The 20,742-nt window shown below is 72.1% G+C and carries 17 protein-coding genes; 3 read left to right on the top strand and 14 right to left on the bottom strand.

The genetic code is table 11. The features are described 5' to 3' along the window. Nucleotides 1–14 precede the first annotated feature (14 nt). The 4 genes from R2S09_RS06150 to R2S09_RS06135 form a co-directional block, all read right to left on the bottom strand. Nucleotides 15–920 (bottom strand): ribonuclease Z, encoded by a 906-nt coding sequence (locus R2S09_RS06150; protein ID WP_306187103.1) that lies wholly within the window; start codon nucleotides 918–920, stop codon nucleotides 15–17. 177 nt (nucleotides 921–1,097) lie between these two features. Then, a complete protein-coding gene (locus R2S09_RS06145; protein WP_306187104.1) occupies nucleotides 1,098–1,451 on the bottom strand; it encodes a histidine triad nucleotide-binding protein in 354 nt (117 codons plus the stop codon). A 126-nt stretch (nucleotides 1,452–1,577) separates the two neighbouring features. After that, nucleotides 1,578–4,721: a S41 family peptidase gene (locus tag R2S09_RS06140; RefSeq protein ID WP_399143924.1), complete on the bottom strand. Its 3,144-nt coding sequence runs from the start codon at nucleotides 4,719–4,721 to the stop codon at nucleotides 1,578–1,580. Between the two features lie 164 nt (nucleotides 4,722–4,885). Beyond that, entirely contained in the window at nucleotides 4,886–5,449 is a 564-nt protein-coding gene (locus tag R2S09_RS06135) for a hypothetical protein (RefSeq protein ID WP_316740079.1), read from the bottom strand. Nucleotides 5,450–5,679: 230 nt separating this feature from the next. Here R2S09_RS06135 and R2S09_RS06130 point away from each other — a divergent pair, with 230 nt between their 5' ends. After that, nucleotides 5,680–6,087: a hypothetical protein gene (locus R2S09_RS06130; RefSeq protein WP_316740078.1), complete on the top strand. Its 408-nt coding sequence runs from the start codon at nucleotides 5,680–5,682 to the stop codon at nucleotides 6,085–6,087. Here the strand turns inward: R2S09_RS06130 and R2S09_RS06125 are convergent. From R2S09_RS06125 to hrcA, 5 genes are all read right to left on the bottom strand, one after another. After that, nucleotides 6,029–6,421 carry a VOC family protein gene (locus R2S09_RS06125; protein ID WP_306187111.1) on the bottom strand — a complete coding sequence of 131 codons (393 nt, stop codon included), beginning with the start codon at nucleotides 6,419–6,421 and terminating at the stop codon, nucleotides 6,029–6,031. The two genes, R2S09_RS06130 and R2S09_RS06125, sit on opposite strands and share 59 nt — an antisense overlap. A 32-nt stretch (nucleotides 6,422–6,453) precedes the next feature. Then, nucleotides 6,454–7,194 (bottom strand): 16S rRNA (uracil(1498)-N(3))-methyltransferase, encoded by a 741-nt coding sequence (locus tag R2S09_RS06120; protein WP_316740077.1) that lies wholly within the window; start codon nucleotides 7,192–7,194, stop codon nucleotides 6,454–6,456. Next, nucleotides 7,191–8,279 carry a nitronate monooxygenase gene (locus R2S09_RS06115; RefSeq protein WP_306187114.1) on the bottom strand — a complete coding sequence of 363 codons (1,089 nt, stop codon included), beginning with the start codon at nucleotides 8,277–8,279 and terminating at the stop codon, nucleotides 7,191–7,193. Before R2S09_RS06115 ends, R2S09_RS06120 begins: the two co-directional genes overlap by 4 nt. Before the next feature lie 214 nt (nucleotides 8,280–8,493). Beyond that, on the bottom strand, nucleotides 8,494–9,630 hold the full coding sequence (gene dnaJ / locus R2S09_RS06110) for a molecular chaperone DnaJ (RefSeq protein WP_306187115.1): 1,137 nt from the start codon (nucleotides 9,628–9,630) through the stop codon (nucleotides 8,494–8,496). Next, nucleotides 9,631–10,647 (bottom strand): heat-inducible transcriptional repressor HrcA, encoded by a 1,017-nt coding sequence (hrcA, locus tag R2S09_RS06105; RefSeq protein WP_306187117.1) that lies wholly within the window; start codon nucleotides 10,645–10,647, stop codon nucleotides 9,631–9,633. It abuts the gene before it with no gap. Between the two features lie 149 nt (nucleotides 10,648–10,796). On the opposite strand from hrcA, the gene R2S09_RS06100 reads away from it, so the two are divergent. Both R2S09_RS06100 and R2S09_RS06095 read left to right on the top strand, forming a co-directional pair. Beyond that, entirely contained in the window at nucleotides 10,797–11,528 is a 732-nt protein-coding gene (locus tag R2S09_RS06100) for an MBL fold metallo-hydrolase (RefSeq protein WP_306187119.1), read from the top strand. A 247-nt stretch (nucleotides 11,529–11,775) separates the two neighbouring features. Next, on the top strand, nucleotides 11,776–12,546 hold the full coding sequence (locus tag R2S09_RS06095) for a DUF3097 domain-containing protein (protein WP_316740076.1): 771 nt from the start codon (nucleotides 11,776–11,778) through the stop codon (nucleotides 12,544–12,546). On the opposite strand, the gene R2S09_RS06090 is transcribed toward R2S09_RS06095, so the two are convergent. The 5 genes from R2S09_RS06090 to lepA form a co-directional block, all read right to left on the bottom strand. Further along, a complete protein-coding gene (locus tag R2S09_RS06090; protein ID WP_306187122.1) occupies nucleotides 12,518–13,102 on the bottom strand; it encodes a Uma2 family endonuclease in 585 nt (194 codons plus the stop codon). The genes R2S09_RS06095 and R2S09_RS06090 overlap by 29 nt on opposite strands. Before the next feature lie 99 nt (nucleotides 13,103–13,201). Then, nucleotides 13,202–14,434: a radical SAM family heme chaperone HemW gene (hemW, locus tag R2S09_RS06085; protein WP_306187124.1), complete on the bottom strand. Its 1,233-nt coding sequence runs from the start codon at nucleotides 14,432–14,434 to the stop codon at nucleotides 13,202–13,204. 91 nt (nucleotides 14,435–14,525) lie between these two features. Further along, a complete protein-coding gene (locus tag R2S09_RS06080) occupies nucleotides 14,526–16,400 on the bottom strand; it encodes an ATP-binding SpoIIE family protein phosphatase (protein WP_316740075.1) in 1,875 nt (624 codons plus the stop codon). A 209-nt stretch (nucleotides 16,401–16,609) separates the two neighbouring features. Continuing rightward, entirely contained in the window at nucleotides 16,610–18,484 is a 1,875-nt protein-coding gene (locus tag R2S09_RS06075; protein ID WP_316740074.1) for a long-chain fatty acid--CoA ligase, read from the bottom strand. Nucleotides 18,485–18,798: 314 nt separating this feature from the next. Then, a complete protein-coding gene (gene lepA / locus R2S09_RS06070; RefSeq protein WP_306187126.1) occupies nucleotides 18,799–20,667 on the bottom strand; it encodes a translation elongation factor 4 in 1,869 nt (622 codons plus the stop codon). Between the last annotated feature and the right edge of the window lie 75 nt (nucleotides 20,668–20,742).

The following is a 20,742-nucleotide window of genomic DNA, read 5'->3' as shown; positions in this document are numbered from 1 at the left end:
ATCGTACGGCCTGGTCACCGTCGTTTCGGAAGCGGCACTCGGAGCAAGTCGGATGCCACGGTCAGCTCGCCCTCGAACCCGGCCGCCCGCGCCTGCCGCTCGAACTCCTCGGGGTCGGTGTAGCGCTGGCTGAAGTGGGTCAGGACCAGGTGCCGTACGCCCGCGTCCCGCGCCACCCGCGCCGCCTGGCCGGCCGTCAGGTGGCCGTACTCCTCGGCCAGCCTCTCGTCCCCGTCGAGGAAGGTGGACTCGATCACCAGCAGGTCGCAGCCCTCGGCCAGGGCGTGCACCCCCTCGCACAGCCGGGTGTCCATGACGAACGCGAACCGCTGTCCGCGCCGTACCTCGCTCACCGCCTCCAGCGGGACGCCGTTCAGCGACCCCTCCCGCTGGATGCGGCTCACGTCCGGGCCCTTGATCCCGTGCGCGGCGAGCCGGTCGGGCAGCATGCGGCGCCCGTCGGGCTCGACGAGCCGGTAACCGAAGGACTCCACGGGGTGGGAGAGCCGGCGGGCCTGGAGGGTGTACGCCTCCGTGGCGGCGAGGGTGCCGTCGGCGTCGACCGGGGCCTCAGTGAGCGAGACGGTCTCACGGTAGGCGGTGGCGTACCGCAGACGGTCGAAGAAGCGCTGGCCGGAGCGCGGGTAGTGCGCGGTGATCCGGTGCGGCACCTTGTCGAGGTTGATGCGCTGGATCACCCCGGCCAGGCCGAGGCAGTGGTCCCCGTGGAAGTGGGTGACGCAGATCCGGTTCAGGTCGTGCGCCGCGGCCCCGGCGTGCAGCATCTGCCGCTGGGTGCCCTCGCCGGGGTCGAACAGGATGCCCTCGCCGTCCCAGCGCAGCAGATAGCCGTTGTGGTTGCGGTGGCGGGTCGGGACCTGGCTGGCGGTACCGAGGACGACGAGTTCACGCACGGACATGTCTCCTGGCCGGTCCTAGGGGGTGTCTCGTCGATCATGCCGGGCTCGCGGCGCCTGGCACCGCACCTCGCCGCGTTGTCGTCGGTCGCCGATGCTCCGTATCGACTCCCTCCTCCGCCTTGCGATGTACGGCACCAGCCACCGCTCCCTGATCCGGCCTGATCGACAAGACACCCCCTAGCCGGGGGGCCACTGCAGGCCGCGGCCGCCGAGGACGTGGGCGTGGGCGTGCCAGACGGTCTGGCCGGCGCCGGGGCCGGTGTTGAAGACGATGCGGTAGCTCTCGAGCTTGTCCTCGTCGGCGATCGCCTGGGTCTCGCGCAGCACGTCCGCGGCGAGTTCCGGGGCGCCGGCCGCGAGGACGGCGGCGTCCTTGTAGTGCGCCTTCGGGATCACCAGGACGTGCGTGGGTGCCTGGGGGTTGATGTCGCGGAAGGCGACGGTGGTGTCCGTCTCGCGGACGATCGTCGCCGGGACGTGCCCCGCGACAATCTTGCAGAACAGGCAGTCGTCCTGGGGTTCCCCTGCCATGGGTGCTCCTCCGGAGTGATCGAGTACGGGGGCATGTTACCGATGGGGGCGAAAACCAGCCCGTCCGCGCTTGAGGGCGAGGCCGTTCAGGCCGCTGGGGTTCCGGGGGCGGCAGCCCCCGGGCGGTCACGGCAAGGACGGTGGTGTCTTGGCCGGGGTGGTTTCCAAGGCTTCCAGGGCGAGCCGGATCGCCTCGTCGAGTTGGGTGTCGCGGCCCGCCGCGTGGTCCTGCGGCCGCTGGACGACCTCCACGTCCGGGTCCACGCCGTGGTTCTCGACGTCCCAGCCGTAGCCCTCCAGCCAGAAGGCGTACTTCGGCTGGGTGACCAGGGTGCCGTCGACCAGGCGGTAGCGGCTGTCGATCCCGATGACGCCGCCCCAGGTGCGGGTGCCGACGACCGGCCCGATGCCCAGCGCCCTGATCGCCGCGTTGACGATGTCGCCGTCGGAGCCGGAGAACTCGTTGGCGACGGCGACGACGGGGCCGCGCGGCGCGTCGCGCGGGTAGCTCTCCGGCTGCATGCCGCGGGGCAGGTCCCAGCCGACGATCCGCCGGGCCAGCTTCTCCACCACGAGCTGGGAGGTGTGGCCGCCGCGGTTCTCCCGGACGTCCACGACCAGGCCCTCGCGGGCCACCTCGACGCGCAGGTCGCGGTGGATCTGCGCCCAGCCGGGGGCCTGCATGTCCGGCACGTGGAGGTAGCCGAGCCGGCCGCCGGACTTCTCGTGGACGTAGGCGCGGCGGTCGGCCACCCATGCGTGGTAGCGCAGCGGCTCCTCGTCGGCGAGGGGCACCACGACGGCGTGACGCGGGTCGCCGCCGCCGGACGGGGAGATGGTGAGCTCGATCGGCTTGCCCGCCGTACCGACGAGCAGCGGACCGGGCCCGGTCACCGGGTCGACCGGACGGCCGCCGACCGCCACGATCGCGTCCCCGGCGCGCACCGCGACACCGGGCGCGGCGAGCGGGCTGCGCGCCTCGGGGTCGGAGGTCTCCGAGGGCAGGATCCGGTCGATGCGCCAGCTGCCGTCCTCGTGCCGGGAGACGTCCGCGCCGAGCAGGCCCTGCCTGGGGCCGTCGCCGAAGCTCCCGTAGGGGGTGACATAGGCGTGCGAGGTGCCCAGTTCGCCGTGCACCTCCCACAGCAGGTCCACGAGGTCGTCGTGGGTGGCGAGGCGGTCCAGGACGGGCCGGTAGCGGTCGAGGACGCCGTCCCAGTCGACGCCGCCCATGTCCGGCCGCCAGAAGTTGTCCCGCATGATGCGGCCGGTCTCCTCGTACATCTGCCGCCACTCGGCGGCCGGGTCGGCGGTCTGCCGGACCCGGCCGAGGTCGACGGTGATGTTGGAGTCGCTGTCCTCGTCGCCGGAGGCGCGCCGGTCGCTGGGTACGACCTTCAGCTTGCCGTCGGTCCACAGCAGGACCCGCTTGCCGTCGCCGCTGACCTCGAAGTGGTCGGCGTCGGCGGCGAGGTGCTCGATGCGCTGCTGGGTGAGGTCGTAGCGCTCCAGCTCGGTCTTCGGGTCGGGGTCGTCGGGCGTGGCGCGGGAGGCGCCGAGCACTCCGGTGACCGGGTGCCGCAGCCACAGCACGCCGTCGCGGGCGGCGCGCAGGTTGGAGTAGCGGGCGGCCTCGACCGGGAAGGGCACGATGCGGTCGGCGAGGCCGTCGAGGTCGATCCTCGTCGTCGGGGTGCCCTCGCTGTCCGGGGTCTCCTCCTTGTCGGAGACCTCGAACGGCCGGCCGTGCCGCTGCGGCCCGAACGGGGAGGGCGTGGTCGCGGCCAGGGTGATCAGATGGGGACGGGAGCTCTCCACGAACGCCAGGTCGAAGACGTGTTCGTCGTAGACGGGGTCGAAGGAGCGGTGGGAGAGGAAGGCGAGGTGCTTGCCGTCCAGGGTGAACGCGGGGGCGTAGTCCTGGAAGCGCAGCGGGGTCGCGTCGGTGACCGACAGGTCGGTGGTGTGGGCGAGCCGGATCTGGCTGAGCGGGCGCGGGCCGGGATGGGACCAGGCCAGCCAGGTGGAGTCGGGGGAGAACGTGAGGTCGGTGACGTCGCCGTGCTCGCTGCGGTCGATCTCGCGGACCTCGCCGCTCTCGCGTTCGACGAGCAGCAGCCGCCCGTCGTGGGAGGCGACCGCGGCCCGGCTGCCGTCGGGGGCCATGGCCAGTTCCAGGACCCGGCCGAGCCGCCCTGCGGCCAGCCGGCGCGGGGTCGCGCCGGGGGCCGGACCGGTGGCGGGCGCGAACTCCAGGGCGTCGTCGCCCTCGGCGTCCGTCACCCACACCACCCACATCTCGCCCTCGGCGCGGAAGGTGCGCGGCAGCCGGGCCCGTACGCCGGGCTCGGCGGCCAGCGCGCGGGCGGGGCCGGAGCGGTGGGTGACCCAGTGGACGGCGCCGCGCACGGCGACGGCGCTGCCGCGCGCGGTGTGGTCGGGGGCGGCGGAGCCGAACCAGCGGGAGGCGTTCACCGGGTAGGGCTGGAGGTCCACGCGCGGACCGCCGAGCCGGACGTCGAGCCGGCGCGGTTCGGCGCCGTCGAGGTCGTCCAGGAGCCACAGTTCGCCCGCGCCGACGTAGACCACCCGGGTCCCGTCGGTGGCGGCGTGGCGGGCATAGAAGCCGTCGAGCGGGGTGTGCCGGCGCAGGTCGGAGCCGTCGGCGAGGGAGGAGTACAGGGCGCCGGTGCCCTCGTGGTCGGAGAGGAACGCGATCCTCTCCCCCACCCACAGCGGGTACTCGAGGTTGCCGTCCAGCTCCTCGTGCAGCCGTACGAACTCGCCGGTGCCCTCGGTGTCGATCCACAGCTTGCCCGCCGTGCCGCCCCGGTACCGCTTCCACCAGGCCGCCTCGCGGCCCATCGGCGCGGACAGCAGCACGGTGTGCGGCCCGTACGCGATGTCGCCGACCGGACCGTACGGCAGGGTGGTGGCCGGTCCGCCGTCCAGCGGGACGGCACGGGCCCAGCTGCGGCGCAGGCTCGCCTGGCCGTGCGTGCTCAGCGCGAGCACCCGGCCGTCCGGGGTCCAGCCGCGCACCTGGGTGCGCCAGCTCCCCCAGTGCGTGAGGCGCTTGGCGGGCCCGCCCTCGACCGGGGCGATGTGCACCTCGGGAGCGCCGTCACGGGTGGAGGTCCACGCGACGGTGGTGCCGTCGGGCGAGATACGGGGGTGGTTCACCGGCACGTTGTCGGCGCTGACCCGCCAGGCGCGCCCGCCGTCCAGCGGCGCGAGCCACACGTCGTCCTCGGCGGTGAAGGCGACCAACTCGCCGTACAGATGGGGGAAACGGAGGTACGCCGTCGACGCGGACAGCAGAGACGATGCGGACTGAGTCACCCGATCACCCTACGCAGCGGCGGCGGCCGCGGACAGGGGTCCGGATCACTTGGACGTGCCTCCTTCGCACGTCACGCCGTGGCCAGGGCACCTCACTTGCCCTGGACCGGCCAGCAGGTCGGGTCGCCCTGGCACCAGATGGTCCGGGTGACGGTGACCGTGACCGTCGGCCCCGGCTGCCCGTGGGTGCCGGGCGGCCGGTAGGTGGGGCCGGTGGTGGCGTCGCAGTCGCCGAGCCCACTGACGTGGAAGAGCACCCTGCCGCCCACCTTGGCGGTCAGGTTCCCCCGCACACAGGCGCCGCTGACGGCCCGGGTGACCCTGCCGGTGACGGTGATCTTCCGGCCGTCCTTGGTCTCCCCCTGGCAGTCGACGGAGGCGACGGTGGCGCGGGACGCCGACGGCGTCGGCTTCCCGGGCGTGGCGGTCCTGCCGCCGTCGTCGTAGTGGGCCGTGCAGCTGAGCCAGCGCACGGAGGTGTGCCGCCGGTTCAGCTCGGCGGTCGCCGTGCGGTCGGTCGTATAGGCCACCGCCGCGGTGCTCAGCCCACCGGGATCACATGCGACGACCCCGCCCGCGGCGAGAGCCACGAGCCCCGCCGCGGTCATCACCCGCCGCCCGCGCGGCAGTTGCCGCGTCCACCTCGACACCCCCATGCACGCCAGCGTGCCACCGGCCCGCCCCACGTGGAAGAGCGCATACGGCCACACACGCGCCGCACGCGCCGCACGCCGGGACCCGGCCACGGCGCAGCGGCGGTCGTCGCCGCGCGCGCCGAGCCGGTCGCGCCGGGCGCGCCGAGCCGGTCGCGCCGGGCGCGCCGAGCCGGTCGCGCCGCGCGGAAATCCGTCGGCCGGCGCGGCCCCGAACCGCCTACGGTGGTCGGATGCGCAAGGACCACGCTCTTCGGCGACTCGTCGTGGACGGCACCACCGCGTACCTGTGGTCGGTCCGTCACCGGCACGGCGGCCGGCCCGGTGACGGGGAGCCCTGCCGGGAGGTGCTCACCCTGTACCAGGGCGGACCGGCCACCCGGTTGGTCTTCCGCGCCGGTGAGGGACGGTATGTCGCCGACGGGCACTGGTACTCGGGATGTGTCACGGACGGCCGCGGGAACCTGCTCAACCTGCGCGAACCCGGCGTCGTCCGGGCCCTCGTCGACGAGGCCCGGCGGCGCGGGCTGCTGCCCGGCACCGGGGAGGTGGACGGCTGGGAGCCGTTCGAGGGCGTCGCCGTCAGCCGCGCAGCAGCAGCCACTCCTGGAGTTCCACGAGGTTGCCCTCCGGGTCCTTGAGGTGGGCGACACGCATGCGGTCCGTCATGGGGGCCGGGCCGTGCAGCAGGGTCGCGCCGCGGGCGGTCAGCTCGGCGCAGTAGGCGTCGAGGTCGTCCACGCGCAGGACCACCAGGGAGCGGTGGCCGCTGGCCTCGTCGCCGAGCTCGCCCAGCACCTCGGCCATCATCGCCCGGTCCTGCAGGGCGATGCCCGCCGACCCGGTGGCCGGGCTGAACTTCTCGTACGGCCCCGCGGCCGCCCCGGACTGCGGCTTGAGGCCCAGGACCTCGGCGTAGAAGCGGTAGGCGGCGGCGAAGTCGGTGACGAGCAGCCGGACTTGGGCGAGTTCCACGGCATCCCTCTACGGTTCGGGACCGGCGGTTGTCAGGACCAGCGGCCGGTCCGGCCCATCAGCAGGGCGGCCGCCGCGGTCCCCGCGGTCGATGTACGCAGCACCGTACGCCCGAGGACGTACGCCTTCGCGCCCGCCGCCTCGAACGCCCCCAGTTCCTCCGGGGAGACACCCCCTTCGGGGCCGACGACGAGCACGATCTCGCCCCCGGCGGGGAGTTCGGCGCGGGCCAGGGGCTCCTCGCCGCTCTCGTGGAGGACGGCGGCGAAGTCCGCTTCGGCCAAAAGTGAGGCAACCTGTTTGGTCGACGCCGCGTCCGCGACCTCCGGAAAGCGGACCCGGCGGGACTGCTTGCCCGCCTCGCGGGCGGTCGCCCGCCACTTGCCGAGCGCCTTCAGACCGCGCTCACCCTTCCACTGCGTGATGCAGCGGGAGGCCTGCCAGGGCACGACGGCGTCGACGCCGACCTCCGTCATGGTCTCCACCGCCAGCTCACCGCGGTCGCCCTTGGGCAAGGCCTGCACGACGGTGATGCGGGGGGACTCGGGGGGTTCCTCGTGCAGGGTCTCCAGGTCCATGACGACCAACCGGTCCTTGCCCTCGGCGGCCTTCACCACACCCTCGATCCAGCGTCCGCGCCCGTCGGTGAGCACCACGTCCTCTCCGGGCCGCAGCCGCTTCACCGAGACCGCGTGCCGGCCCTCGGGTCCGTCGAGCACGAACTCCGGTCCGATCCCGACGAGTTCGTCGACGACGAACACCGGTGCCGTCATCGCACGTCACCTCCCGCCGGCCGACGGACCGACAACGCCGCCCGGACGGCGTCGAGTTCGGCGGCCAGCAGCTCCACCAGCTGCCCGGCGGGCAGCTCGCGGGCCATGCGGTGGCCCTGGCCCGCCCACAGCGCCATGCCCTGCGGGTCGCCCGCCTCGGCGGCGGCCCTGCGCAGCGGGGCGGCGAGGTAGTTGATCTCCGGGTAGGCGGCGGGCGCGTACGGGCCGTGCTCGCGCATGAACCGGTTGACCAGGCCGCGGGCGGGCCGGCCGGAGAACGCGCGGGTCAGCTCCGTGTGCGGGAAGAGCGGGTCGGTCAGGGCCTGCTTGTGCAGGTCGTGCGCGCCGGACTCGGGGGTGGTCAGGAACGCGGTGCCCAGCTGCGCGGCGCTCGCACCGGCCGCGAGGACGGCGGCGATCTGGCCGCCGCGCATGATGCCGCCGGCGGCGACGACGGGGAGGTTCACCGCCTCGCGGATCTGCGCGACGAGGGAGAGCACGCCGATGCCGGAGCCGTCGTTCTCCGGCAGGTCGCGGTGGGTGCCCTGGTGGCCGCCGGCCTCCACACCCTGGGCGACCACCGCGTCCGCGCCCGCCCGCTGCACGGCCAGCGCCTCCTCGACGGTCGTCGCGGTGACCAGGGTGAAGGTACCGGCCCGGTGCAGGGCGTCGATCACCTCGCGGGTGGGGACGCCGAAGTGGAAGGAGACCACCGGCACCGGGTCGTCGAGGAGCACGGCGAGCTTGACGTCGTAGCCGTCGTCGCGTGCGCACTCCGGGTCGCCCAGCTCGGTGCCGTACCAGGTGGCCTCGCCGGCCAGCTGCTGGGCGTAGAGGTCGACGGCGCCCGACTCCGCATGCTCGGACTGGGGCACGAAGACGTTCACGCCGAAGGGGCGGCCGGTCAGCCCGCGCAGCTGCTTGATCTCCTGGTACATCCCGTCGGCGGTCTTGTACCCGGCGGCGAGGAACCCGAGCCCGCCCGCGTCGGACACCGCGGCGGCGAGCCGCGGCCCGGAAGGACCGCCTGCCATCGGGGCCTGCACGATCGGGTGCGGGAAGAGATCGGTCAGTGCGGAGGACATGAGCGCATGGTGTCACGTCCTGCTCAAGGCTCCGAATCGGGCCGACTTCCGGCATATGCGAGAGGCGCCCACTGCCGGCAGCGGGCGCCTCTCCCCGATCACAAGCCCACGTCAGCGACCGTTGAACGCATCCTTCAACCGCGAGAACAGCCCCTGCTGCCCGGGCTGACTGTGCCCGCCCGGGGGACAACCCCCAGACCCCCGGCAGCCCACATCAGCGACCGTTGAACGCATCCTTCAACCGCGAGAACAGCCCCTGCTGCCCGGGCTGGAACTGCCCCTGCGGCCGCTCCTCGCCGCGCAGCTTGGCCAGCTCGCGCAGCAGGCGCTCCTGCTCGGGGTCGAGCTTGCTCGGGGTCTGGACCTCGACGTGGACGACGAGGTCGCCCCGGCCGCCGCCGCGCAGATGCGTGACGCCCCGGCCGTGCAGCGGGATCGACTGGCCGGACTGCGTGCCCGGGCGGATGTCGACCTCCTCCAGGCCGTCCAGGGTCTCCAGCGGCACCTTGGTGCCGAGGGCCGCCGCGGTCATCGGAATGGTGACCGTGCAGTGCAGGTCGTCGCCGCGCCGCTGGAACGTCGGGTGCGGCAGCTCGTGGATCTCGACGTAGAGGTCACCGGCCGGACCGCCGCCGGGGCCGACCTCGCCCTCGCCCGCGAGCTGGATGCGCGTGCCGTTGTCCACGCCGGCCGGGATCTTCACCGTCAGCGTGCGCCGGGCGCGGATACGGCCGTCGCCCGCGCACTCCGGGCACGGGGTCGGCACGACGGTGCCGAAGCCCTGGCACTGGGGGCAGGGCCGGGAGGTCATGACCTGGCCCAGGAAGGACCGGGTGACCTGCGAGACCTCACCGCGGCCACGGCACATGTCACACGTCTGGGCGGAGGTGCCCGGCGCCGCGCCCTCGCCGTTGCAGGTGTTGCAGACGACGGCGGTGTCGACCTGGATGTCCTTCGTGGTGCCGAAGGCCGCCTCGTCCAGCTCCACCTCCAGCCGGATCATGGCGTCCTGGCCCCGGCGGGTGCGCGAGCGCGGTCCGCGCTGCGACGCGGTGCCGAAGAACGCGTCCATGATGTCGGAGAAGTTGCCGAAGGCGCCGGCCCCGAACCCGCCCGCGCCGGCCGCGCCGGACTGCGAGAGCGGGTCGCCGCCGAGGTCGTAGACCTGCTTCTTCTGCGGGTCCGACAGCACCTCGTAAGCGGCATTGATCTCCTTGAACCGCTCCTGCGTCTTCGGATCGGGGTTGACGTCCGGGTGCAGCTCGCGCGCGAGCCGCCGGAAGGCCTTCTTGATCTCTTCCTGCGACGCGTCGCGACGCACGCCGAGAACGGCGTAGTAGTCCGTGGCCACTTACGACTCCGCCAGGATCTGTCCGACGTACCGTGCCACTGCGCGTACCGCTCCCATCGTTCCCGGATAGTCCATGCGGGTCGGTCCGACCACGCCGAGCTTGGCGACTGCCTCGCCGCCCGAACCGTAGCCCACCGACACGATGGACGTGGAGTTGAGTCCTTCGTAGGCGTTCTCGTGACCGATGCGCACGGTCATGCCCGGATCCTGTGTCTCGCCGAGCAGCTTCAGCAGGACGACCTGTTCCTCCAGCGCCTCCAGAACGGGCCGGATGGTGAGGGGGAAGTCGTGTGCGAAGCGGGTCAGATTGGCGGTGCCGCCGATCATCAGCCGCTCCTCGTTCTCCTCCACCAGGGTCTCCAGGAGCGTGGACAGCACCGTGGAGACCGTCCCGCGGTCCTCGAGGTCGAAGCCCTCGGGCAGATCCTCCACCAGCTGCGGCACGTCCGTGAAGCGTCGGCCGGCGACCCGGCTGTTCAGCCGCGCCCGCAGGTCCGCGAGCGAGGTCTCGCCGAACGGGGCCGGACAGTCGATCATCCGCTGCTCGACCCGCCCGGTGTCCGTGATCAGCACCAGCATCACGCGCGCGGGCGCGAGCGCAAGCAGCTCCACGTGCCGCACGGTCGAACGGGTCAGCGACGGGTACTGCACCACGGCGACCTGCCGGGTCAGCTGCGCCAGCAGCCGCACCGTACGGGCCACCACGTCGTCGAGGTCGACGGCGCCGTCGAGGAAGTTCTGGATGGCGCGCCGCTCCGGCCCGGTCATCGGCTTGACCCCGGCGAGCTTGTCGACGAAGAGGCGGTAGCCCTTGTCGGTGGGGATGCGGCCCGCGCTGGTGTGCGGCTGGGCGATGTAGCCCTCGTCCTCCAGGGCCGCCATGTCGTTGCGGACCGTGGCCGGGGAGACGCCGAGGTTGTGCCGCTCGGTGAGGGCCTTGGAGCCGACCGGCTCCTCGGTGCCGACGTAGTCCTGGACGATGGCACGCAACACCTGAAGCCGTCGCTCACTGAGCATCGCGCGCACCTCCAGAATCTTCCTCGGCTCCCGCCTGGCACTCGGCGCATACGAGTGCCAGCATTCCCGGGCCCAGTGTACGGCCGTCGGGTACATCGGCGGCAAGGCTGGTGCCGGCAGGCCGGTGCCGGGAGGGCTAGCGTCGCGGCATGACGGTGACTTGGGAAGAGCTGGGGTGGGAGCGGCTGGCGGAGGGCGTCGGCCGGGTGCGGTTGCCGGTGTGGGACTGCACGGTCGGGCTGGTCGTCTCCGGCGGCTCGGCGCTGCTGGTGGACGCCGGGTCGAGCCTGGCGGAGGGCGCGCGGCTGCGGGCCCAGGCGCGGGAGCTCGGCGGTGACCGTGTGACACTTCTCGCGCTGACGCACCCGCACTTCGACCACGTCTTCGGGGCGGCCCGGTTCGAGGACGCGGAGGTCTTCGCGGCCGAGGGCTCACGGACCGTGTTCGACGGCGTGCACGGGCGTGCGGAACTGCGCGCGGACGCCGTGCGCAACGGGCTGGACGCGCGGGCGGCGGACGAGGCGGTGGCGGCCCTGGTACGGCCCGGCCGCGAGGTCTCCGGCCGGCTGACCCTCGCCCTGGACGGCGGCCGGGAGGTGCTGCTGGCGAACGTGGGCCCGGGCCACACCGCGCACGACCTGGCGGTGGTGGTGCCGGGCGAGCGTCCGGTGGTGTTCTGCGGCGACCTGGTCGAGGAGTCCGGCGAACCCCAGGCCGGCCCCGACGCCGTGCCGTCCGGGTGGCCCGACGCCCTGGACCGGCTGCTGGCACTGGGCGGCGAGGACGCCCTGTACGTCCCCGGTCACGGAGCGGTGGTGGACGCCGCCTACGTCCGGGCCCAGCGGGACGCCCTGGCGGCACGCTTCGGCGTGTCGCGCTGATCGGCGCAGGACTTCTCCTATCGTCACCCGAATGCGCCCACCCGTCTCCCGCCACCGCCCTTCCAATGAGGGCCCTTCGGGCCCGCCCCTCCCACCCGTCTCCCGCCACCGCCCTTCCAATGAGGGCCCTTCGGGCCCGCCCCTCCCACCCGTCTCCCGCCACCGCCCTTCCGACGAGGGCCCTTCGGGCCCGCGCCTTCGTTCGTACTCCCCCGACCTGACCCCGCCGTGGAAGAAGCCGAAGGCCGTGCCGGAGGTGCCGGCCGAGCCCGGCCTGGTGGTCGAGGAGCCGGGGAGCGGCTTCTGCGGGGCGGTGATCCGTTGCGAGGCGGGCACGGTGACCCTGGAGGACCGCTTCGGCAAGCACCGGGTGTTCCCGCTGGAGCCCCGGGGCTTCCTGCTGGAGGGACGTGTGGTGACCCTGGTACGGCCGTCGTCCGGTGAGCCGGTACGGCCCACCCGGACGGCCTCCGGTTCGGTCGCCGTCCCCGGTGCACGCGCGCGCGTGGCCCGCGCCGGGCGGATCTACGTCGAGGGGCGGCACGACGCAGAGCTGGTCGAGAAGGTCTGGGGCGACGACCTGCGCATCGAGGGCGTGGTCGTGGAGTACCTGGAGGGCGTCGACGACCTGCCGTCGATCGTCGAGTCCTTCGCTCCGGGCCCGGACGCGCGGCTGGGCGTGCTGGTGGACCACCTGGTGCCGGGCACGAAGGAGTGGCGGATCGCGGAGTCGGTGACCAGCGAGCACGCGCTGGTGGTGGGCCACCCGTACATCGACATCTGGGAGGCGGTGAAGCCGGCCGCGCTGGGCATCCCGGCCTGGCCCACGGTCCCGCACGGCCAGGACTGGAAGACGGGCGTGTGCCGTGCGCTGGGGTGGCCGTCGGAGAACACCGGGGCGGTGTGGCAGGCGATCCTGAAGCGGGTGGGGTCCTACAAGGACCTGGAGCCGGAGCTGCTGGGGAGGGTGGAGGAGCTGATCGACTTCGTCACGGCAGCGGGAAGCGGTGGGGCTTGACATCGGGGAGCGTGCCGAACCCGCTGGTGTCCAGTTCGACGCCCAGCGCCTCGATCCGCAGGAGTTCGCCGAATTTCCTCTTGGTCTGCCCCTTGTAGTCGGCCCGCTCCCCCTCACCTTCGGGCCGCGTCAGCAGGACGCACTGCGCCATGACCGGATCGACGATGAGGTATACGGGAATCCCACCTGCCGCATAGATGGAGCGCTTGACGCAGTAGTCCCTCTCGACGCTGGTCTTCGAGACCACCTCGACGACCATCGTGATGAGACTGGCCGGGAGGAGCCGACCCGAAGCAGGCAGGATTTCGGGAGCGACGACCACAAGATCCGGGACAGGCTCGCTGGCTTCGTCGATGATGTCGACGTCCTGGGTTTGAAGGCTGTACCAGTGCTGAAGAGGGATCTGCCTCCCGAGCAGCATCACGATCAGGTTATGGACCAGATCAGGGCTCGCCATCATCACGATTTCCCCCCGCAGGAGCTCCACCTTGAGTCCGTCGGGCGGTTCGAACCCCTCGAAGAACTCTGCGACTCCACGTTCGTCCACAGCGGTCATCTCCGTGGCCTCCACATTCGCCGCGTACTGTCAGCGGCAGCCTACGAACCAGGTTATTGACCGAACCGGCGTTCCGGGGGCATTCACTCGCCGGAGTGATCAGTCCACCAGGTCCCGCACCACCGCGTCCGCCAGCAGCCGCCCGCGCAGTGTCAGTACGGCCCGCCCGTCGTCGTAGGGCCCGCGCTTCAGAAGCCCCTCCGACAGGGCCCTGCGGGATGCTTCGAGCCCCTCCTCCTTGAGCAGGGACAGCGGTGCCCCCTCGCGCAGCCGCAGCTCCAGCAGGATCCGCTCCACCCGGCGGTCCTCCTCGGACAGCACTTCACGCCCGGCCCCCGGCGACTTCCCCGACGCCAGCGCCGCCGCATACGCCCCCGGGTGCTTGACGTTCCACCAGCGCACCCCGCCCACGTGCGAGTGCGCCCCCGGGCCCGCGCCCCACCAGTCGGCGCCCCGCCAGTACAGCTCGTTGTGCAGGCAGCGGCCGGCCTCCGAGGTGGCCCAGTTGGACACCTCGTACCACTCGAAGCCCGCCGCGGACAGGGCCTCCTCGGCGATCAGGTAGCGGTCGGCGTGCACGTCGTCGTCCGTCATCGGGATCTCGCCGCGGCGGATCCGGCGGGCGAGCTGGGTGCCCTCCTCGACGATCAGCGCGTAGGCGCTGATGTGGTCCGGACCCGCGCCGAGCGCCGCGTCCAGCGACGCCCGCCAGTCGTCGTCGGACTCGGCGGGGGTGCCGTAGATCAGATCGAGGTTGACGTGTTCGAAGCCGGCCGCACGGGCCTCGGCCACACACGCCTCGGGGCGGCCGGGGGTGTGGGTCCGGTCGAGGACCTTCAGCACGTGCTGCTGCGCGCTCTGCATGCCGAAGGAGATCCGGTTGAAGCCGCCCTCCCTGAGGGCCGTCAGATACGCCGGATCGACCGACTCCGGGTTCGCCTCCGTGGTGACCTCCGCGTCCGGCGCCAGGCCGAACTCGTCGCGGACGGCCCCCAGCATCCGTACGAGGTCGCCGGCGGCCAGCAGGGTCGGCGTGCCGCCGCCGACGAAGACCGTGCGGACCTCGCGCGGGTCGTCGCCGAGCACCTTGCGGGCGAGTCGGATCTCGTCGATCAGCGTGTCCGCGTAGTTGTCCCGGGAGGCCAGGACTCCGCCCGTGCCGCGCAGCTCGGTCGCGGTGTAGGTGTTGAAGTCGCAGTACCCGCAGCGGGTCGCGCAGTACGGGACGTGAAGGTAGAAGCCGAGCGGGCGGTCGGCCGCCCCGGCGAGCGCCTGTGCGGGCAGTGCGCCGTCGGCGGGGACGGGCTCGCCGTCGGGGAGTGCGGAAGGCATGCCTTCCATTGTCCAGCACCCGGGCGGTTGCCCCACCGGCCGGCATTCGGGCGGTTGCCCCGCCGGGCCGGCGGGGCTCGGTTGCCCGCCGTCACTGCGCCTGGAGCACCATCAGGGCCAGATCGTCCTCGGGCGGGCGTGCCCCGAACTCGTGCACGAGCAGCTGGATGCGCTCGGCGATCGAGCCGGCGTCCAGCCCGGCGCAGTCGGCGAGTGCGGCGGCGAGCCCGTCGCCGTCGTCGAACTGGCGCGAGCCGCAGCGCCGCTCGGTCACCCCGTCGGTGACGCACAGCAGCGTGTCGCCGGGCTCCAGCTCGAAGGTGTCGCTGGTGTACGTCTCGTCCTCGATGACACCGAGCAAGGTCTGCGGGCGCGCGACCGGACGGACGTCTCCGGCGCGGGTGAGCAGCAGCGGCAGCGGGTGCCCGGCGCTGGCGAGGGTGCAGCGGACGCCGCCGTCGAAGGGGACGAGCTCGCCGTACAGGAGGGACAGGAAGCGGGTCTGGGGGTCGTCGCCGGGGGCGACGGGGCCCACGAGGGCCCGGGCGGCGGCGTCGGCGGCCTCGGTGGCGTCGTCGAGGAGGAGCTGGTTGAGACGGTCCAGGACGTCGGCGACGCCGTAGCCCTCGCGGGCCAGCAGCCGCAGCCAGGGCCGGGCGAGTCCGATGACCACGGCGGCCTCCGGGCCCTTGCCCTGTACGTCGCCCACCGCGAAGCACCAGCGGCCGTCGCCGGCCGGGAAGAGGTCGTAGAAGTCTCCGCTGGGGCCGCCCTGGTCGCAGGGCTCGTAGACGAGGGCGCTGCGCACCCCGGGGATCTCGGCGACCGCGCCGGGCAGCAGCCCGCGCTGGAGCACGGCGCTGATGGTGGCCTGGCGGGCGTACTGCCGGGCCGCGCCGATGCCGAGCGCCACCCGTCGGCTCAGGTCCTCCACCAGCCCGGTGATCTCGTCGGGGAAGCGCGTCAGCCCGGTCCGGCCGATGACGAGCGTGCCCAGCGGGCGGCCGCCGGCGATCAGGCGGTAGGCGAGCGCGGCGCCGTCGGTCGCGCGGGGGCCGAGGGCCTGCGCGGGCCAGGGGTAGGGGACCGGGCCGGAGCGTAAGTCCTCGGTGGGCTGCGGAGGGTCCTTCTCCAGGGCGCGGCGCAGCTCCTCGAGGTGGTTCTCGCTGCCGTGCCAGACGCGGGCGAGCCGCGGTCCGGCAGCGCCCGTGCCGTCGCTCCAGCCGCCCCGCACGGTGGCCTCGTCCTCCAGCCACACCGCGCACCAGTCGGCCAGCCGGGGTACCAGCAGCTGCCCGGTGAGCGCGGCGACCAGGTCCTCGTCGAGCTGCCCGGCGAGCAGGTCGGAGGCCTCGGCGAGAAAGGACAGGGCGCCGCGGCCCAGCCATTCGCGGTCGCGTTCGGCGCGCTGCGGGTCGGGGGCGAGGATCTCGGCGACGCCGAGGCCGGGCTCCGCGTGGTACGCCTCGGTGTCCTCCTCGTCGCCCTCGGCGGGCAGCCGTGCCCACACCGTCTTGACTCCGGTGCGGTAGGTGATGCCCCACTCCTCGGCGAGCGCGGCGACGAGCCGCAGCCCGCGGCCGTACTCCGGGGGTTCGTACGGCGCCTCGCCGGCGTGGTCGCGGGGGGCGCGCGAGGGGTGCTGGTCGGACACCTCGACGACGCACGCGCCGGTCTCCGGCTCCAGGCGGCAGACCAGCTCGACATCGGTGCCCGCGTGCACGACGGCGTTGGTGACCAGTTCGCTGACGACCACCAGGACGTCGTCGGCGAGGCGGTCGGGAACGGTCAGTCCGAGCTCCCGCCACTCCGTGAGCGCCGCGCGCGCCAGCCCACGGGCGGAGCCCGGCGCGAGGGGGCTTCCGGACAAGGTCGCATGCGCCTGGGTACGCGCCTGAGCGCGCTGCTGCGCAGCCGTGTCACCGCCACGGGAGAGCGTCTCCCGTTGCGTCGGAATGGCCACCATGACGGCTCCCCGGACAGTGCGGACGCGCGCCCTCGGCACGCACGACGCGGACAGGGTGACAGAAAGGCCGCGTCCATGAGCACCGAGTAACCGAAATGAGCCAGCCAGGACAAGAACCGGACGTGATCCGTATACGAAGACGGACAGATCCGATCAACGGATCTGTCCGCTTCGTTCGTTCGGTTGATTCCTGTTCGTTCCGGCCCCGGTCAGTCCTCGCGGGTGCCCGCGTACATCTCGTCGATCAGATGCTTGTACTCGCGCTCCACCACCGGCCGCTTCAGCTTCAGGGACGGGGTGATCTCGCCGTGCTCCACGTCCAGGTCGCGCGGGAGCAGGCGGAACTTCTTGACGGTCTGCCAGCGCTGGAGACCCTCGTTGAGCTCCTTGACGTAACCGTCGACCATCTCCACCGTCTGAGGGGCGGCGACCACATCCGCGTACGACCTGCCCTCCAGGCCGTTCTCCTTGGCCCACTCCAGGATCGCGGCCTCGTCGAGGGCGATGAGGGCGGTGCAGAAGTTCCGGTCGGCGCCGTGGACCAGAATGTTGGAGACGTACGGGCACACCGCCTTGAACTGGCCCTCGACCTCGGCGGGCGCGATGTACTTGCCGCCGGAGGTCTTGATCAGGTCCTTCTTGCGGTCGGTGATGCGCAGGTAGCCGTCCGGGGAGAGCTCGCCGATGTCGCCGGTGTGGAACCAGCCGTCGGACTCCAGCACCTCGTCGGTCTTCTCGGGCAGCTTGTGGTAGCCCTGCATGATGCCGGGGCCGCGCAGCAGGATCTCGCCGTCGTCGGCGATACGGACCTCGGTGCCGGGCAGCGGCTTGCCGACGGTGCCGGTGCGGTAGGCCTCGCCGGGGTTGACGAAGGAGGCCGCGGAGGACTCGGTGAGGCCGTAGCCCTCCAGGATGTGGATGCCGGCGCCGGCGAAGAAGTAGCCGATCTCCGGGGCGAGCGCGGCGCTGCCCGACACACAGGCGCGCAGCCGGCCGCCGAAGGCCTCGCGGATCTTGGCGTAGACGAGCCTGTCGGCGACCTTGTGCTTGGAGGCCAGGGCGAAGGGCGCGGAGTGGACGCCGGTGCGCTTGAAGTTGTCCTGGGTGACCTTGGCGTACTCGCGGGCGACCTCGGCGGCCCACTGGAAGATCTTGTACTTGGCCGCGCCGCCCGCACGGGCCTTGCCGGCCACGCCGTTGTAGACCTTCTCGAAGATGCGCGGGACGGCCGCCATGTAGGTCGGCTGGACCACCGGCAGATTCTCGATGATCTTGTCGACCCGGCCGTCGACGGCGGTGACGTGGCCGACCTCGATCTGGCCGGAGGTGAGGACCTTGCCGAAGACGTGCGCGAGCGGCAGCCACAGGTACTGCACGTCGTCGGGGCCGATCAGGCCGGTGGAGGCGATCGCCTTCGCCATGTACGACCAGTTGTCGTGCGGCAGCCGGACGCCCTTGGGGCGGCCCGTGGTGCCGGAGGTGTAGATGAGGGTGGCGAGCTGGTCCTTGGTGAGGGCGCCGACCCGCTCCTTGATCAGCTCGGGGTGCTTGTCCAGGTAGGCGGCGCCGCGCTGCTCCAGCTCGGCCAGCGTGAGCACCCAGTCGCCGGTCTCGACGCCGGCCGGGTCGACCACGACGACGTGGTGCAGGTCGGGCAGCTCCGCCCGCTTCTCGAGCGCCTTGGCGAGCTGGGCGGCGTTCTCCGCGACGAGGACCTTGCTCTCGGAGTCGGAGAGGATGAAGGCCGACTCGTCGGCGTTGGTCTGCGGGTAGATCGTGGTGGTGGCCGCGCCCGCGCACATGATGCCGAGGTCGGCGAGCAGCCACTCCACCCGCGTGGAGGAGGCGAGCGCGACCCGCTCCTCGGGCCGCACGCCCAGCTCGATGAGCCCGGCGGCGATCGCGAAGACACGCTGGGCGGCCTGCCCCCAGCTCAGCGACTTCCAGTCGTCCGGGCCGTCGCCGGTGGCAGCCGGCACCGGGTACCGGTAGGCCTCGGCGTCCGGTGTGGCCGCCACACGCTCCAAAAAGAGTGCCGCCACGGACGGCGGACGGTTCTCGATCAGGGTCTGTGCGTCGCTCACGACATCCTCCGGGGCCCGCGACAGTGCGGCGGCTGGCTCAGGTGCGGCTGGGGTGGATCAGGTGCGGCTGGGCTGGATCAGGTGCGCTGGGGTGGCTCACGGGTTGCGGCTCGGGGCCGTTGTTTAACTCGCGAGTAACTATCGAGCAGGGACAGATTAAGGGGCCTTCCGCCACCGCGTAAGGGGTTGCGGCCTGTCACTTCCTACAGACGGCGACCGCCCCCATGCACAGGGGCCCGCCGCACTTTCGCACGACGGACCCCTTTTCACCCGGTTCGCCGGGGTACCGGCTGCTCGCTCCGGGCTACCGACGGTTACTTCTTGCCCTTGGCCGATCCCGCGCTGTCATCGCTGGAGAGCACCGCGATGAAGGCCTCCTGCGGAACCTCCACGGAACCCACCATCTTCATGCGCTTCTTGCCCTCCTTCTGCTTCTCCAGCAGCTTCCGCTTACGGGAGATGTCACCGCCGTAGCACTTGGCGAGGACGTCCTTGCGGATGGCGCGGATGGTCTCGCGGGCGATCACGCGGGAACCGATGGCGGCCTGCACGGGCACCTCGAAGTTCTGCCGCGGGATCAGCTCCTTGAGCTTGGCGACGAGCCGGACGCCGTACGCGTACGCCTGGTCCTTGTGGGTGATCGCCGAGAAGGCGTCCACTTTGTCGCCGTGCAGCAGGATGTCGACCTTGACGAGGCTGCTCGACTGCTCGCCCGTGGGCTCGTAGTCCAGCGAGGCGTAACCGCGCGTCTTGGACTTCAGCTGGTCGAAGAAGTCGAAGACGATCTCCGCGAGCGGCAGCGTGTAGCGGATCTCCACCCGGTCCTCGGAGAGGTAGTCCATGCCGAGCAGGGTGCCGCGCCGGGTCTGGCACAGCTCCATGATCGCGCCGATGAACTCGGTGGGCGCGAGGATCGTGGCCCGCACGACCGGCTCGTACACCTCGTCGATCTTGCCCTCGGGGAACTCGCTGGGGTTGGTGACGACGTGCTCGACGCCGTCCTCCATGATCACCCGGTAGACCACGTTGGGCGCCGTGGCGATCAGGTCGAGGCCGAACTCGCGCTCCAGCCGCTCCCGGATCACGTCCAGGTGGAGCAGGCCGAGGAAGCCGACGCGGAAGCCGAAGCCGAGGGCGGCGGACGTCTCCGGCTCGTAGACCAGCGCGGCGTCGTTGAGCTGGAGCTTGTCCAGGGCCTCGCGCAGCTCCGGGTAGTCGGACCCGTCCAGCGGATACAGGCCCGAGAAGACCATCGGCTTGGGGTCCTTGTAGCCGCCGAGCGCCTCCTCGGCACCCTTGCTCTGGCTGGTGACGGTGTCACCGACCTTGGACTGGCGGACGTCCTTCACACCGGTGATGAGGTAGCCCACCTCGCCGACGCCGAGGCCGTCGGCGGGCAGCATCTCCGGCGAGTTGGTGCCGATCTCCAGCAGCTCGTGGGTGGCGCCGGTGGACATCATCCGGATCCGCTCGCGCTTGTTGAGCTGACCGTCGACGACACGGACGTACGTCACGACACCCCGGTAGGAGTCGTAGACCGAGTCGAAGATCATCGCGCGGGCCGGGGCATCCTTGACGCCGACCGGGGCGGGGATCTGCTCGACCACCTTGTCCAGCAGCGCCTCGACGCCGAGGCCGGTCTTGGCGGAGACCTTCAGCACGTCGTCGGGGTCACAGCCGACGAGGTTGGCCAGCTCCTCGGCGAACTTCTCCGGCTGGGCGGCCGGCAGGTCGATCTTGTTGAGGACCGGGATGATCGTGAGGTCGTTCTCCATCGCCAGATAGAGGTTGGCGAGGGTCTGCGCCTCGATTCCCTGGGCCGCGTCGACGAGGAGGATGGTCCCCTCGCAGGCGGCGAGCGACCGTGAGACCTCGTAGGTGAAGTCGACGTGCCCCGGGGTGTCGATCATGTTGAGGATGTGCGTGTTGCCGGGGTCGTGGGTCGGGGCCCACGGCAGACGCACCGCCTGGGACTTGATCGTGATGCCGCGCTCGCGCTCGATGTCCATGCGGTCGAGGTACTGAGCGCGCATCTGCCGCTGCTCGACCACACCGGTCAGCTGGAGCATCCGGTCGGCGAGCGTGGACTTGCCGTGGTCGATGTGCGCGATGATGCAGAAATTGCGGATCAGAGCCGGGTCGGTACGGCTCGGCTCGGGCACATGGGTAGGGGTCGCGGGCACGCAGGGTCCTGATTCTTGAGGCGTCCGCATACGTGTGCTTGTCCGTCTGCGGTCTCGGGTCGGATCGATACGTAG

This window comes from Streptomyces sp. MK7, from assembly GCF_032658145.1.
Lineage (GTDB): Bacteria > Actinomycetota > Actinomycetes > Streptomycetales > Streptomycetaceae > Streptomyces > Streptomyces spiralis.
The sequence above is the reverse complement of the archived record's forward strand: the minus strand, read 5'-3'. Positions and strand labels throughout refer to the sequence as shown.